The organism is Kitasatospora sp. NPDC091276, from assembly GCF_040684355.1.
Classification (GTDB): domain Bacteria; phylum Actinomycetota; class Actinomycetes; order Streptomycetales; family Streptomycetaceae; genus Kitasatospora.
Genome location: NZ_JBFBFU010000068.1, coordinates 1 through 14,299 on the forward strand (window position 1 = coordinate 1; position 14,299 = coordinate 14,299).

13 protein-coding genes and 2 pseudogenes are annotated in these 14,299 nt (G+C 72.2%); 6 read left to right on the forward strand and 9 right to left on the reverse strand.

Annotated features, from left to right (window positions below):
• The 5 genes and pseudogenes from AB0O19_RS38045 to AB0O19_RS38065 form a co-directional block, all read right to left on the reverse strand.
• Positions 1-113 (reverse strand): annotated as a pseudogene (locus AB0O19_RS38045) (electron transfer flavoprotein subunit beta); the annotation flags it as partial.
• Between the two features lie 235 nt (positions 114-348).
• On the reverse strand, positions 349-1,146 hold the full coding sequence (locus AB0O19_RS38050) for a family 1 encapsulin nanocompartment shell protein (RefSeq protein ID WP_350884446.1): 798 nt from the start codon (positions 1,144-1,146) through the stop codon (positions 349-351).
• 28 nt (positions 1,147-1,174) lie between these two features.
• Entirely contained in the window at positions 1,175-2,209 is a 1,035-nt protein-coding gene (locus tag AB0O19_RS38055) for a Dyp-type peroxidase (protein WP_363626285.1), read from the reverse strand.
• A gap of 310 nt (positions 2,210-2,519) precedes the next feature.
• On the reverse strand, positions 2,520-3,143 hold the full coding sequence (locus tag AB0O19_RS38060) for an FMN reductase (RefSeq protein WP_363626287.1): 624 nt from the start codon (positions 3,141-3,143) through the stop codon (positions 2,520-2,522).
• Complete coding sequence (locus tag AB0O19_RS38065; protein WP_363626289.1) at positions 3,140-4,267, reverse strand: LLM class flavin-dependent oxidoreductase; 1,128 nt, start codon at positions 4,265-4,267, stop codon at positions 3,140-3,142. The genes AB0O19_RS38060 and AB0O19_RS38065 overlap by 4 nt, the downstream gene beginning before the upstream one ends.
• Positions 4,268-4,425: 158 nt before the next feature.
• On the opposite strand from AB0O19_RS38065, the gene AB0O19_RS38070 reads away from it, so the two are divergent.
• The gene (locus tag AB0O19_RS38070; RefSeq protein ID WP_363585628.1) at positions 4,426-5,187 is read left to right on the forward strand and encodes a protein phosphatase 2C domain-containing protein; all 762 of its coding nucleotides are present in this window, start codon (positions 4,426-4,428) and stop codon (positions 5,185-5,187) included.
• A gap of 128 nt (positions 5,188-5,315) precedes the next feature.
• Here AB0O19_RS38070 and AB0O19_RS38075 read toward each other — a convergent pair whose 3' ends face one another.
• Positions 5,316-7,547 (reverse strand): M9 family metallopeptidase, encoded by a 2,232-nt coding sequence (locus AB0O19_RS38075; RefSeq protein ID WP_363626290.1) that lies wholly within the window; start codon positions 7,545-7,547, stop codon positions 5,316-5,318.
• A 313-nt stretch (positions 7,548-7,860) separates the two neighbouring features.
• Positions 7,861-8,430: a DoxX family protein gene (locus AB0O19_RS38080; protein WP_363585630.1), complete on the reverse strand. Its 570-nt coding sequence runs from the start codon at positions 8,428-8,430 to the stop codon at positions 7,861-7,863.
• A 183-nt stretch (positions 8,431-8,613) separates the two neighbouring features.
• On the opposite strand from AB0O19_RS38080, the gene AB0O19_RS38085 reads away from it, so the two are divergent.
• Positions 8,614-9,210 carry a TIGR03086 family metal-binding protein gene (locus tag AB0O19_RS38085; RefSeq protein ID WP_363626292.1) on the forward strand — a complete coding sequence of 199 codons (597 nt, stop codon included), beginning with the start codon at positions 8,614-8,616 and terminating at the stop codon, positions 9,208-9,210.
• Between the two features lie 80 nt (positions 9,211-9,290).
• Complete coding sequence (locus tag AB0O19_RS38090; RefSeq protein ID WP_363626294.1) at positions 9,291-9,788, forward strand: hemerythrin domain-containing protein; 498 nt, start codon at positions 9,291-9,293, stop codon at positions 9,786-9,788.
• A gap of 3 nt (positions 9,789-9,791) precedes the next feature.
• Here AB0O19_RS38090 and AB0O19_RS38095 read toward each other — a convergent pair whose 3' ends face one another.
• Positions 9,792-10,580 (reverse strand): VOC family protein, encoded by a 789-nt coding sequence (locus tag AB0O19_RS38095; RefSeq protein ID WP_363626296.1) that lies wholly within the window; start codon positions 10,578-10,580, stop codon positions 9,792-9,794.
• A gap of 120 nt (positions 10,581-10,700) precedes the next feature.
• Positions 10,701-11,282, reverse strand: coding sequence for a Uma2 family endonuclease (locus AB0O19_RS38100; protein ID WP_363626298.1), 582 nt, complete (start codon positions 11,280-11,282; stop codon positions 10,701-10,703).
• A gap of 237 nt (positions 11,283-11,519) precedes the next feature.
• Here AB0O19_RS38100 and AB0O19_RS38105 point away from each other — a divergent pair, with 237 nt between their 5' ends.
• The 3 genes and pseudogenes from AB0O19_RS38105 to AB0O19_RS38115 form a co-directional block, all read left to right on the forward strand.
• Entirely contained in the window at positions 11,520-12,197 is a 678-nt protein-coding gene (locus AB0O19_RS38105; RefSeq protein WP_363585635.1) for a TetR/AcrR family transcriptional regulator, read from the forward strand.
• 171 nt (positions 12,198-12,368) lie between these two features.
• Complete coding sequence (locus AB0O19_RS38110) at positions 12,369-13,898, forward strand: MFS transporter (protein ID WP_363626300.1); 1,530 nt, start codon at positions 12,369-12,371, stop codon at positions 13,896-13,898.
• 223 nt (positions 13,899-14,121) lie between these two features.
• Positions 14,122-14,299, forward strand: a pseudogene (locus AB0O19_RS38115) (ubiquinol-cytochrome c reductase cytochrome b subunit); the annotation flags it as partial.

Here is a 14,299-nt window from a genome sequence, read left to right on the forward strand (position 1 = left end):
TCCGACAGGAGGCCGTCCACACCCTCCCGGTCGGTGGTGTGGTCGTCCGCGAACCGACGGTCACCCGTCGCGTCCGGCACGTACTTCACACAGACGACGATCCTCAAGCTCATGAGTGGTTCTCCTGTCACGGTCGCGCTGGTCGATGGCCTCACGTCATGCCGAGGGTACTGAGTGCCAATCCCGGCCCGGCCGCGCCCTGCGCGCCGTGGGCGCCACCTGGACCGGCATACCGTGTCGGCGCTCTTCGACTGGTGTCGGAGGCTCCGTGAAGAGGATACGGCACTCAGTACCCCTGGTAAAGGAACTCAGTACCCTTCCCGGTGTGTGCTGGGCCTCAGGACGCCCTCAGGCGGCCAGCACCACGGCGGCCTCTCCCGTGTAGACGCGGAAGGTGAGGGACTCCTGGAGGTAGAGCCGCACGGTGTCGGCGTCGTGGGAGAGGTAGCCGACGGAGACGTCCTGGCCGAGGAAGAGCTCGAAGTCGCCGCCCCGGGTGGAGAGGAGGAGGGCGCCCTCGATGGCGGGGGCCCAGATGATGTCCCCGTCGAGGAGCCGGGCGAGGTGGTTGTGGACGGGGTAGCCGTGGTCGCTGGTCTCGTTGACGGCGGTGAAGGTGTCCGCGCCGAGCAGGAGCGAGTAGGGGCCGCCGACGCCGGCCAGGCGCAGCGCGGTGAGGGCGCGGCTGACCGCCTCGGGGTACTCGCGGACGTCCTCGGGGAGCTGGACCGGCGGGTTGGTGGAGCCGGCCCGGATGCCCTCGATGGCGGCGGCGCGGTAGCCCTCGAAGACGGCGCGGTCCTCGGCGAGGGCGATGGTGCGGGCGGCGTCCTTCACCGGCTGCCAGTCGGAGTCGCGGGAGCCGCGCTCGACGTCGTCGACGGCCTCGCGGCGGACGGTGAAGGGTACGCGCAGCTCGACCACCGGCTGGGCGGCGCGGGCGTGGGCCTGGACGCCGTCGGCGGGCGGTTCGATGCCGGTCAGGTGGCCGGTGCCGACGGCGGCGAGGGTGGAGCCGTCGGGGCCGTTCAGGTCGACCACGCGGCGGCCGGCGATGTGGAGCTTGAAGGTCTGGCGGGCCTCCTCCTCGATCTCCGCCCAGGCTGCGGCGGAGACGGGGGCGAGGTCGCGGTGCAGGTTGTTCATGGTGCGGGTCCTTGTCGGGAGGTCCGGTTCAGGGCGTGCCGCGCAGGCTGCCGATGCCGAGCGAGCCGGTCGCGGGGGGAGCACTCGGCGCGGGCGGAGCGGGCGGAGCCGTCCGCACCGGGGGCGCCGATGGCGCGGGCGGCGGGGCGTCGAGGAAGTCGGCGGTCGGGACGAAGAACAGCGAGCCGGTGGCGGCGGTGGAGAAGTCGAGCAACCGGTCGGTGGTGCCGGGCGGGCGGCCCACGAACATGTTGCGCAGCATCTCCTCGGTCACCTCGGGATCGCGCGCGTAGCCGATGAAGTAGGTGCCGAACTCGCCGCCGCGGTCGAACGAGCCGAAGGCCATGTTGTAGCGGACGATCTTCCGTTCCGCGCCGTCCGGCCCGGTCACGGTGCTGAGCGCGACGTGCGAGTCGGCCGGTTTGACGTCGTCGTCGAGCTCGATGTCGGTGAGCTTGGTGCGGCCGACCGCCCGCTCCTGGTCCTCGACGCTCAGCGCGTTCCACGCGTCCAGGTCGTGCAGGTACTTCTGGACGATGACGTAGCTGCCGCCGGTGAAGTCCGGGTCCTCGGCGCCGACCACGGCGGCGGTCTCGGCGGCCCGGCCCTCGGGGTTCTCGGTGCCGTCGACGAAGCCGAGCAGGTCCCGGTCGTCGAAGTACTTGAAGCCCTGGACGGAGTCCACCACGGTGGCCGCCCCGGCCAGCCGGCCGGTGAGCTGGCCGGCCAGCTCGAAGCAGAGGTCCATCCGGGCGGCCCGCAGGTGCAGCAGCAGGTCACCGGGGGTGGCCGGGGCCCGGTGGCGGGTGCCGGCCACCTCTCGGAAGGGGTGCAGGCCGGTCGGCCTGGGGCCGTCGAAGAGCCGGTCCCAGGCGTCCGAGCCGATGCCGGTGACGCAGGTGAGGCCCCCCTCGGGGGCCCGGAAGCCGACCGCGCGGCGCAGCCCGGCGAGGTCGGGCAGCAGGTCGCGGACGGCGTCCTCGCCGCCGGGCTCGACGGTGAGGACCAGGAAGACCGCCGCGCTGGTCAGCGGGGAGAGCACGGCTTGCGGTTCGGCCTGCATGGCGAGGGTTCCTCCACGGTGGTGCAGGAGGCCGGGCGGCGTCCCGCTCATGGCCGGTGGTCAGCGTGCCGCGGCTGCCGCCGACCGGGCGGGCCGACGGTGTGACGGACCAGCGGCGCGACGGACCAGCGGACATCTGATCATGCGTACGATTACACCCCATAGCGGACCATTCGGCGCGGGCGGCACTCCCCCGAACGGCCCTCCCGGACGCGCCGTCCGCCGGGGCCGTTCGGGGGACGCCCACAGCCGGTGGGCACGCGGAAGGGGCGGACGCGCCGTCACGCGCCCGCCCCTTCCACCCCGGCTGTCAGACGCGCAGGGCCGCCAGCTGCTCGGCGAACGGCACCACCTGTTCGGGCAGCGCCGGCGCCGCCGGGCCGCGGCCGGCCAGCAGTGCCGCCAGTTCGCCCGCCGCGCGGTCGATCCGGCCCGGGAGGCCGTCGGTGAGCCCGTCCCCCGCCGTACCCCAGTCGTCGGTGGCCGCGTAGACGGCGGTCGGCACCACCACCGCGCGCAGGTAGCTGAACAGTGGCCGGACGGCGTGCTCCAGGGCGAGCGAGTGCCGGGGCGTGCCGCCGGTGGCGGCGATCAGCACCGGCTTGCCGGTGAGCGCGTCGTGGTCGACCAGGTCGAAGAAGGACTTGAACAGGCCGCTGTAGGAGGCGGTGAAGATCGGTGTCACCGCGATCACCGCGTCCGCGCCGGTCACCGCGTCGATCGCCCCGCGCAGCGCCGCGCCGGGGAAGCCGGTGACGAAGTGGTGGGCGATCTCCGAGGCCAGGTCGCGCAGTTCGACCACCGTGACGTCCACCTGCCGCCCACCATAGGACAGTTGACGGATCGTCGATTCGGAGAGGCGGTCGGCCAGCAGCCGGGTCGAGGACGGCTCGCTCAGCCCGGCGCTCACCACCACCAGCCGGTACGCGGTCACTTGGCCACCTCCACGCTCTCCCCGTCGACGGACTTCCCGTCGGCGGACTCCTCGTCGCGGGCCGCGACCCGCGCGGCGTGCGTCGGCCCGTCCGGCACCGCAGCCGGGCGGTTCCTGGCGAACTCCTCGCGCAGCACCGGTACGACCTCCTCGCCGAGCAGGTCCAGCTGCTCCAGCACGGTCTTCAGCGGCAGGCCGGCGTGGTCCATCAGGAACAGCTGGCGCTGGTAGTCGCCGAAGGACTCGCGGAAGGCCAGCGTCTTCTCGATGACCTCCTGCGGGCTGCCCACGGTCAGCGGGGTCTGCTCGGTGAACTCCTCCAGCGAGGGCCCGTGCCCGTACACCGGCGCGTTGTCGAAGTACGGGCGGAACTCCCGCACCGCGTCCTGCGAGTTGCGCCGCATGAACACCTGCCCGCCGAGGCCGACGTACGCCTGCTCGGGCGTGCCGTGGCCGTAGTGGGCGTAGCGCTCGCGGTAGAGGGCGATCAGCTTCTGGAAGTGCTCCTTGGGCCAGAAGATGTTGTTCGCGAAGAAGCCGTCCCCGTAGTAGGCGGCCTGTTCGGCGATCTCCGGGCTGCGGATCGAGCCGTGCCAGACGAACGGCGCGACGCCGTCCAGCGGGCGCGGGGTGGAGGTGAAGGACTGCAGCGGGGTGCGGAAGCGGCCCTGCCAGTCCACCACCTCCTCGCGCCACAGCTGGTGCAGCAGCGCGTAGTTCTCGATCGCGAGCGGGATGCCCTGGCGGATGTCCTTGCCGAACCACGGGTAGACCGGGCCGGTGTTGCCGCGGCCCATCATGAGGTCCACCCGGCCGTCGGCGAGGTGCTGGAGCATCGCGAAGTCCTCGGCGATCTTCACCGGGTCGTTGGTGGTGATCAGCGTGGTCGAGGTGGAGAGGATGATGCGGTCGGTCTGCGCGGCGATGTAGCCGAGCATGGTCGTCGGCGAGGACGGGACGAACGGCGGGTTGTGGTGCTCGCCGGTCGCGAAGACGTCGAGGCCGACCTCCTCGGCCTTGCGCGCGATGGCCACCATGGCCTTGATCCGCTCGTGCTCGCTCGGGGTGCGGCCGGTGGTCGGGTCGGGGGTGACGTCGCCGACGGTGAAGATTCCGAACTGCATGCTGCTCACCACACTCCAGGTCGGCCCCTCGCCCGGGCGCTGGGGGCGCACGGGGTTCTCGGGGCGGATCGTTAAACTTTCAACCACCTTAGCACCCGGGTGCGGATCGTTATTCCCGCCCACAATTGAGGGGGGAGCTCCGGAAGGGCGGCGAACCGATGGCGACGTACATCGCGGTGAGCGCGCTGAGCCACGAGGGCCTGGTGCGGCAGCACAACGAGGACAGCCTCACGGTCGGGCCGTGGACACTCTGCGCCACCGTGACCGGCAACCCGCAGACCCTGCTGTTCCCGCTCGGCCCGCCCTGCGTGGTCGCCGTGGCGGACGGCCTGGGCGGCCACCCCGGCGGCGAGGTCGCCAGCGCCCTGGTGGCCCGCCGGCTGGCCGCCGACGGCACCGGACTGGACGGCGAGGAGGCCGTCCGGGAGGAACTCCAGGAGTGCAACCGGGCGGTGTACGCGGCCGCCGCCGGCGAACCCGAGCTGGCCGCGATGGGCACCACGGTGGCCGGCCTGGTACTGCTGCCCGACCGGGCGGTGGCCTTCAACGTGGGCGACAGCCGGGTCTACCAGGTCACCCCGGACGGGCTGCGCCGGGTTAGCGTGGACGACAGCCCGCCGCTGCCGCCCGGCCGGCGCACCACCTCGGTGGTCACCCAGACCCTGGGCGGCTCGCTCGGACTGACCTTCGTCGAACCGCACGTGCGCGCCGCACCGCTGGCCGCCGGCGACCGCTACCTGGTGTGCAGCGACGGCCTGACCGACCCGGTGCCGGAGGAGGAGCTGGCCGCGCTGCTCGCCCGGCCGCACGACGGCTCCGACCGCGCCGACGGGAGGGCCGCGTTCGAGCTCTGGAAGGCGGCGATCGCGGCCGGCGGGCCGGACAACATCACCCTGGCGCTGGTCCGGATCGGCGAATAGGCCCTGTCACCAACTTCCGTGGTCAGTACACCTGGCCGCCGGTGGGCACGGACCCGCCCCGGCGGGGCGCCGAAGCGCTCCGCCGGGGCGGTCACCTGTCCGTGTTCGGTCGCTCGACGAGCGTCCGGTCAGAGTTCGCTCGTGACGCTCACCCCGCTGAAGCCCTGCTGGGCGTAGAGGCTGAAGTAGACGTAGCCGGCCGGCGGGTTGGTGATCGTCAGGGTCTCGGAGTTGTCCGGCCCCGCCGAGTGCGCCGTGCTGGCGTCGGTGTACGCCCAGGAGGCCGGGTTGTAGTAGAGGTCGCCGTTGCCGGTGCCGCCGCTGGTGGTGACCTTCACCTGCTTGGTGCCGGCCGGCACCAGGAGGTAGAAGTGCGCGTAGTTGCCGGTGGTCGCCGCGATGTTGCTGCGGGCGCAGTTGGCGTCCAGCTTGCGGATGTCGGTGCCGGCGCACTCCGGCAGCTGCGGCTGGGTGGGCGTGCCACCGCCGGAGGCGCAGGCGCCGTTGGCGCACGCCGTCAGCCAGCTGTCGAAGCCGGCGTCGTAGCGGGTGCCGATGGTGGTCTTGAGCAGGGTGCGGGCGCCGGCCCAGTCGCCGACGCGGTACTTGGCGAGGACGGAGTCCAGGTCGCCGCGGTGCTGCTCCAGCATGTAGCGGACGGCGAGGTAGCCCCAGCGGTAGACCCGGTCCTGGTCACCGTAGGCGGTGTCGAAGAGGTCGCTCAGCTTGTAGGTGTGCTGGGCGGCCGCCGCGATGGCGGCGTCGTTGGTCACCTTGCGGTACGAGTACGAGATGTACTCGGCGAAGCCCTCGACCCACCAGACGGTCGGGGTGGTCATGCCGGCGTTGAAGTCGCCGTACATGTCGAACCGGCCGTCGAGGTAGTGGGTGTACTCGTGGTTGAGGTTCCAGATCTCGAACGACGGGCGGGCCCACTCGGCCTCGTAGCAGAGGAAGCGCGGCTGGTTGCCGGCCTTGACCGGGTCGCCCTCCAGGTACATGCCGCCGTTGTTGGTGTCGATGCCGTAGATGGCCGCGGCCAGCACCTGGTAGTCCAAGGAGGAGTGGAAGACCACGACCTCGATCGTGGTGTTGCCGTCGTCCTTGACCGGACCGTTGTCGCGCACCACCGAGTGGAAGTACGCGTCCTGGCCGGTGAGGCTGGTGCAGGCAGTGCCCAGCTGGGTGTTGTCCAGCGCCTGGGCGATCAGCTTGATGCTCGGGCTGCAGGTGTAGTTGACCGTCAGCACGCCCGCCTTGAGCTGGTCGGAGGCGTTGCAGGTGCCGTAGTAGGCGCAGTTGGCGGCGTCGTAGTAGCCGACCCCGTCCGCGACCGCGGCCCACTGGTAGACGGTGCGACCGTTCGGCGCGGACTGCGCGACCAGCGACTTGGCGAGCGGACGGACCTTGGGCTGGAGCGCCGTGTCCTTCAGGAAGCGGGTCAGCTCCTTGGCCGCGTTGTAGACCAGCACGCCGAAGTCGCCGCCGAGCTGGTCGTTGTTGCGGGTCGCGAAGCCGGACAGCGCGTCCAGCACGCTCGGGTCGGCCTCGACCGCCGCGTCGAAGCCGGTCACCTGGTGGCCGCGGAACAGCACCGTGAAGACCGGGTTCACCGCCCAGGCCATGCCGGCCGGGTTCCAGGTGGCGCTGTTGTAGTCGTTCAGCAGCTGCTTGACCACCGGGAGGTAGCGGATGTTCTCCTGCGCGCTGTCGATCAGGGTGACGGCCTCGCCCAGGATGGGCGCGTTGCCCGCGGCGACGTCCCGCACGTGCGCGCCGCCGAAGAAGGCGTCCAGCCCGGAGCGGATCGCCGTCTGGAGGGCGGTGCCGTAGGTGCCGACGTCGTCCTTGTGGTACCACTGCGCGAAGTACCCGGCGCGCAGGTACAGCACCAGTTGCTCGACGGAGGTCGAGTTGTCGCCCGGGTAGCTGCCGGACGCGTCGCGCAGCGCGTACGCCACGGTGGTCATCTGCTCCTCGCGGAACGCGCCCCTCGCGTCCGCGCCGGTGAGCTGGAAGAGCCCGTTGATGCACTGGATGTCGGCGGCCTTGATGTGCTGGACCAGGTCGCCGCCCGTCCGGCCGGTGAAGTCGCCGACATTGCAGGGCTGTGCGGCCGCCGCGCCGAGGGCGAAGGCCTTGGCGGTCGGCCGGGCCTCGGCCGGCCGGGTGTCGAGCGGGAGCGGGGCTCGCTGGTCGGCAGAGGCGAACTGCCGGTCGGTGTGGCCGCGCTCGGGGGCGCCGGCGGCGGGCTGCGGCGCCGGTCCGGCGGGGGTGGTGGGGGCGGACGCGCCGCCGCCGGGGGCGGCGGCGGGGGCGGCCTTGCTCTGCGGGGCGAACAGGCCGATCGTCAGGAACATGGTCAGGGCGAGTACTAACAGCCTTGCCAGCTGCGGGAGTCGCAGCAGACGCGCGGAACTCACGTGGGGGCCTCCGGGCCGTCGTCGGCCGCATTGGGGGTGCGGCCGGTGGGGTGGTGAGGACCGTTGGCGACGGTGCCTCGTGGGCGGCTCCGTCGTACACACGGTGGGGAGTGTGACATGTACCATGGCACACATCACATGACGTTGGATAGCCCCGCTCATGTGAGCGATTGGCGGGGGAACGACGCAGGGGCCGTGATGGCGAATCGCCACCGCGGCCCCTGCGCTTGGGGGTTGACGCCCCGCTCGACTACTTCCGCAGCAGCAGGATCACGCCGGCCGTCACCAGACCGACCAGGACCGCCGCCGCGCCGTACGCCAGCCGGTGCGCGCGCAGCACCGGCAGGAAACGGTCCACGGCGTAGCGGCCCGGGCCGGTCAGGGCGAGCGCGGCGGCACCCGCCGTGAGCAGCAGCTCGTACTCGCTGCCCTTCGGGGCGAAGAAGCCGCCGCCCCAGGTGACGGCGATCGCGTTGACCATCGTGCCGACGATCGCGGCGCCCGCCAGCGGGGTCAGCAGGCCGACGGCGAGGGCGAGTCCGCCGAGCGTCTCGGTGAGGCCCGCGACCACGGCCATGGCGTTGCCCGCCGGGTAGCCGCTCATGGTGAAGAACTGACCGGTGCCGTCGATCCCGCCGCCGCCGAACCAGCCGAACAGCTTCTGGCTGCCGTGCGCGGCCATGGTCAGGCCGAGGGCCAGGCGCAGGAGCAGGAGTCCGGCGTCGTAGGCGTGCGGGGAGGTCGTCGCGGAGTCGGGGGTCACCCGGCCCGGGAGGACGGTGGTGGTGGGGGCGGTCGTGCTCGGGCTGCTGCTCGGCATGCGCGTCTCCATCGATCGGGATCGGTCGTAGGGGTGTGGTGGCGCGGCCGGGCGGGTCGCCCCGCGGCTGTTGTTCAAATTTGAACCGGCCACTCCTCGACCGTACCTTGGAGTTCGAATTTGAACAACTGACGCATCGTGGACAACTCGCGGGCCGGACCCCGCCCGGGGCAGGGTGGAGACATGGCTCAACGCAGGCAGCACCGGCGGACCGCGAAACCCGGCACGCCCTACCCCGAGGCCCTCGCCGCCTTCGGCGAACGCGTCCGGCTGATCACCCCCCGCCAGTGGGACGCCCCCACCCCGTGCGCCGGCTGGTCCGTCCGCGAGCTCGTCAACCACCTCACCGGCGAACAGCTGTGGATCCCCGAACTGCTGATGGGCGCCACCATCTCCGAGGTCGGCGGCCGCTTCGACGGCGACGTCCTCGGCGACGACCCGGTCACCACCTGGACGGAAGCCGCCGACGCCGCCCGGGACGCCTTCGCCGTCCCCGGCGCCACCGAGCTCACCGTCCACCTCTCCTTCGGGGACGTCTCCGGGCAGTACTACCTGGACCAGCTCACCACCGACCTGGTCATCCACAGCTGGGACCTCGCCGAAGCCGTCGGACGGCACACCCGGCTCCCGGCGGAACTCGTCGACTTCGCCCTCGGCGAGTTCGCCGGCTACGGGGACCTCTCCGGGAGCGGCCTGTTCGACCCGCCCCTGCCCGTCCCCGACGACGCCGGTCCGCAGACCCGCCTGCTCGCCCTCACCGGGCGGCGCGACCGGCCCTGACCTGCGGCGACCGGCGTGGTGCCGGACGCCGGATACTGGAAGGAGCGGGGGCCGCGATCCGTGCGAGAGGCGGGCACGCCATGAGCCGCAGGCCGGACATCCTCGGCGAGTTCACCGCCGACCACCGGGCGGTCGCCGAGCTGCTCGACCGGATCGAGCAGGCACCCACCGGCGCCGCCGAGCGCACCGACCTGCTGGCCCGGCTGACCGACCTGCTGTTCACCCACTGCGCGGCCGAGGAGGAACACCTCTTCCCGCTCGTGCAGCACGACGTGCCGGACGGCGGGGCGCTGGTGTTCGGCAGCATCCACGAGCACCTGGCGATCGGGCAGTACCTCTCCGACCTCCAGGGGCTCGGCCCGGCCGACCCGGCCTTCGACACCCTGCTGCGCGGCCTCGCCGACACCCTGCGGCGCCACCTCGCCGTCGAGGAGAAGCAGCTCTTCCCGGCCGCCCGCAAGGCCCTGCCGGCCACCACCCGAGCCGCGCTCGGCGACCGGCTGCGGGCCGAACGCGCGGAAACCGCCGAAGACGCCGAGGCCACCGGGCCCGCCGAGGCAGGCAGCGCCGAGCCGTGAGCCTCAGTTCTTCGGGCTGATCACCGCGAAGCGGCCGCCCTCCCGGTCCTGCAACCGGGCCACCCGCCCGTACGGGGAGTCGAAGGCGGATCCCACCGCCGAACCGCCCAGCTCCACGGCCCGGGCCAGCGCCCGGTCCGCGTCCGGGACGGCGAAGGACACCTCCCAGTGCGGCGGCAGCCCCGCCGCACCGCCCGCCTGCTCCCGCGCCAGCGCGGCCACGCTGTGGCCCTCCGCCCGCAGCACCACCCGGTCGTGCTCCCAGCGGACGTCGAACCGCTCCGGGTCACGGCCGTCCCAGCGGAACACCTGCCCGTAGAACAGGGCCGCCGCGAACGGGTCCGGCGTGCGCAGCTCGATCCAGACCGGTGCGCCCGGCAGGTCCAGCCGCCGGGCCCGGCCCAGCGGGCCCTCCCAGATGCCGAACACCGCCCCGGCCGGGTCCGCCGCGAAGGCCACCCGCCCGGCGTCGAAGGCCAACGGGCCCACCGCCAGGGTCGCGCCGCGCTCGCGCACCGCGTCGGCGGCCTCGTCCGCGCTCTCCGTGCCGAAGTAGCTGGTCCACGCCACCGGCATCGCCCAGTCGCTGCCCGCGACCCCCAGCCCGGCCACCGCCTCCCCGCCGGTCACCGCGTGCAGGTACGGGCCGAAACGGTCCGGCCCCGGCTCGAACTCCCAGCCGAGCAGCGGCCCGTAGAACGCCTTCGCCCCCTCCAGGTCCCGGGCCGTCAGGCTCACCCAGCACGGAACGGCCGCCACGCAGCGCACCTCGGCGGTCTCACCGCTGCCCATCGCGGACCTCCTCGCCACCCGGCCGCCGGGCCCCTCCCGACTCCCACGGCCCACCGGCCGCCCGGGACGCCCACAGCCTAGGCCGAAGGGCGTAGCGCGTTCCGGGAGGCATGGCCGGGATCAGCGCACCCAGTTCTTGAGCGGCTCGGTGTCCAGCGAGATCCCCACCGGCTCGGGGAGGTGGACGGTCTTGCCGAACGGGAGGATCTGCGCGGTCTCGTAACGGACGCCGTCGGGCTGGCTGTGGACGGTGACCTCGGCGGAGTCGCGGTCGATCAACAGGTAGACGGGGATGCCGGCCTCTGCATAGGCCCGAGGCTTCTCGACACGGTCCCGCTGATCGGTATCGGAGTCGTAGGAGGTGACCTCGGCGACCATCAGCACGTCGCTGGTCTCGGCCCACTCCACCGTGCCGACGAAGGCGTCTGCATGCGCCAACGTGCCGTCCGGGCGGGCAAAACTGCCACGGTAGCCCTGGATCTTCAGCCCCTGATCGTGCAGATAGAGCTCAGGCCGAGCCTGAATGCAGCTCCGCAGCAGCCACTGAATCATGCGGCCGTGGTCGCCGCCTGGCACGGGCTTGACCCCCAGCTTCCCGTTGATGAGCTCCGGCCGGATGCGTTCGGCGGTTCGAGCCAGAAGACGAGCGAACTCCTCGAACTCCTCGGGCTGCATCTGCGGGCGGTCGGAGGTCGCGGTCACGGGCTTTCCTCCTTCGCCTGGGCACCCCGTGGGGCAACGAACACACCGGCAAGTGGTCACGGGCCGTCTGGATTCCGACGATAGCGCCCACCGCCCGGCCCTCCGAGTCACCCCAGAGCGGGTAAATGTGACCCAGGTCACATGGAAAGGCGAAATTTCCGGGGAGGGAATCCCCGTTTGGTCTTTCGTAGGCAGAAGCGGGGAGAACTTCCCCGGTATCCTGAAGGAGCAGTCGCCGTGACCACCGCCGCCACCGAGCCGGTCCGACCCGTGGAGACCGTCCGTGCGCCCAAGCTGCGCGCTGACGCGACCCGCAACCGGGAGCGGATCGTCCTGGCGGCTCGCGACGCCTTCGTCGAGCACGGCGCGGACGTGCCGCTGGACGAGATCGCGAAGCGGGCCGGGGTCGGCAACGCCACGCTGTACCGGAACTTCCCGGACCGCTCGGCGCTGGTCCGCGAGGTGGCGCTGCTCGTCAAGAGCCGTATCCTGGCCCTCGCCGAGACGGCGACGGTCGAGGCGGACGCCCCTGACGGCGTCCCGTTCGACGCCCTGCAACGGTTCGCGCACGCGACCGTCGCGGAGAAGCTCGGCGCGCTCTGCCCGATGTTCACCAGCCATGTCGACCCGTTCGACCCGGACCTCACCGAGGCCCGCGAGCGCCTGACGGCCGCCGTGGGCGGTCTGATGGAGCGCGCCCGGGCGGCGGGTGAACTGCGGGCGGACGTCGACCACGGTGACCTGTTCATCGCGATCAGCCAGCTGACCCGGCCGCTGCCGGGGACGTCCTGCCAGCTGCTCGACGACTTCGTCCACCGGCACCTGCAGCTGTTCCTGGACGGGCTGCGCACGCCGGCCCGTTCGGTGCTGCCCGGCCGGGCCGCGACCTTCGAGGACTTCCAACCCCACCACTGACCCACCAGCGGTACCCCGACCGACCGACCCGCCCTCCGGACCAGGCCGACCACCGGCCCGCCAGGAGCCGATCCCCGCACGCCCCGCACCGACGCCCCGTACGGCGACCAGCCGTCCCCGTACGGCGGTCGACCCTTGTCGCACGCCACGCACCGTGAAGTGAGTACCCCCATGCCTGAAACCGACGCCCGACCGGCGACGCTGCCCGATCCCCGGCGCTGGAAGGCGCTGATATTCATCGGCCTCGCCCAGCTGATGGTCGTCCTGGACGCCACCATCGTGAACATCGCCCTTCCGTCCGCCCAGCGGGACCTGGGCATCTCCGACGGCAACCGCCAGTGGGTGATCACCGCCTACGCGCTGGCCTTCGGCGGCCTGCTGCTGTTCGGCGGCCGGATCGCGGACCTCTGGGGCCGCAAGCGGACCTTCGTGGTCGGCCTGGCCGGCTTCGCCCTCGCCTCCGCGCTCGGCGGCGCCGCGGCCAACACCGCGATGCTGCTCGGCGCCCGCGCCCTCCAGGGCGTGTTCGGCGCACTGCTCGCCCCGGCCGCGCTGTCGCTGCTGGCGGTGACCTTCACCGAGGCCAAGGAGCGCGCCAAGGCCTTCGGCATCTACGGCGCGATCGCCGGTGGCGGTGGCGCGATCGGCCTGATCCTCGGCGGCCTGCTGACCGAGTACATGAACTGGCGCTGGACCTTCTTCGTCAACGTCCCGTTCGCCATCGTCGCCGCCGTGGGCGCCGTCCTGGTGATCCGCGAGCCCGCCGAGGGCCGCAACCGCAACCGGCTGGACGTCCCCGGCGTGCTGCTGGTGACCACCGGCCTGGTCTCGCTGGTGTACGGCTTCACCCGCGCCGAGTCCAGCGGCTGGACGGCTGCCAGCACGCTGGCGCTGTTCGTCGCGGCCGCCGTGCTGCTGACCGCGTTCGTCCTGGTGGAGCGCCGGGTCAAGGCCCCGCTGCTGCCGCTGCGCGTGGTGCTGGACCGCAACCGCGGCGGGGTGTACCTGTCGCTCGGCCTGGCCGTGATCGGCATGTTCGGCCTGTTCCTGTTCCTGACCTACTACCTGCAGCTCGTGCGCGGCTACAGCCCGGTGCTGACCGGCGTCGCGTTCCTGCCGATGGTGGCGGGCATGATCACCGGCTCGACCCAGATCGGCGCCCGGCTGATGACCCGCGTCCCGGCGCGGTTCCTGATGGCCCCCGGCTTCCTGGTCGCCTCGATCGGCATGCTACTGCTGAGCAACATCGGCCTGGACACCTCCTACCCGATGCTGATCCTGCCCGGCCTGGTCCTGATGGGCCTCGGCATGGGTACCGCGTTCATGCCGGCGATGAGCCTGGCCACGCACGGCGTCCAGCCGCGCGACGCGGGCGTCGCCTCGGCGATGGTCAACACCTCGCAGCAGGTCGGCGGCGCCATCGGCACCGCGCTGCTGAACACCATCGCGGCCAGTGCCACCACCAGTTGGCTGGCCTCGCACGCGACCGCCGCGGCGGCCTCGTCGCCGGCGGCCGCCCAGGCCCTGCAGTTCCAGGGCATGGTGCACGGCTTCACGACCGCGATCTGGGTGTCCTTCGGGATCCTGGTGGCGGCCTCCGCGATCGCCTTCACCCTCGTGAACGCCGGTCGCCCGGACGCGGCGTCGGCGTCGGGTGCCGGTGCGGCGAAGAACGACGAGGTGCCGGTGCTGGTGCACTGACGCCTGCGGGTTGCTCGGGTGCGTACGCGGCCCGTCCGGTGTCCCCTTCCTGGGGCTCCGGGCGGGCCGCTCGCCGTTTCCGGGTCCGGCGGTTCCGGGGTCGGCCATTCGGGGTCTGGATCACAGCGACCCCGGGTGGAAGTGGGGACTGCTCCCCGATTATGGTGGCCCCAGCGAGAAGCGGGGAACTATCCCCACTTCCTTCCGACCGAGGTGCGTGCACATGACCCGGAATCAGAACCCAGGACGGGGGCGGCGGGCCGTCGACTGGGCGGACGGCCGGCTGGGGATCCACACCCTGGCCAGGGCCAACCTGCGCAAGATCTTCCCGGACCACTGGTCCTTCATGCTGGGCGAGATCTGCCTCTACACGTTCGTCATCATCATCCTGACCGGTGTCT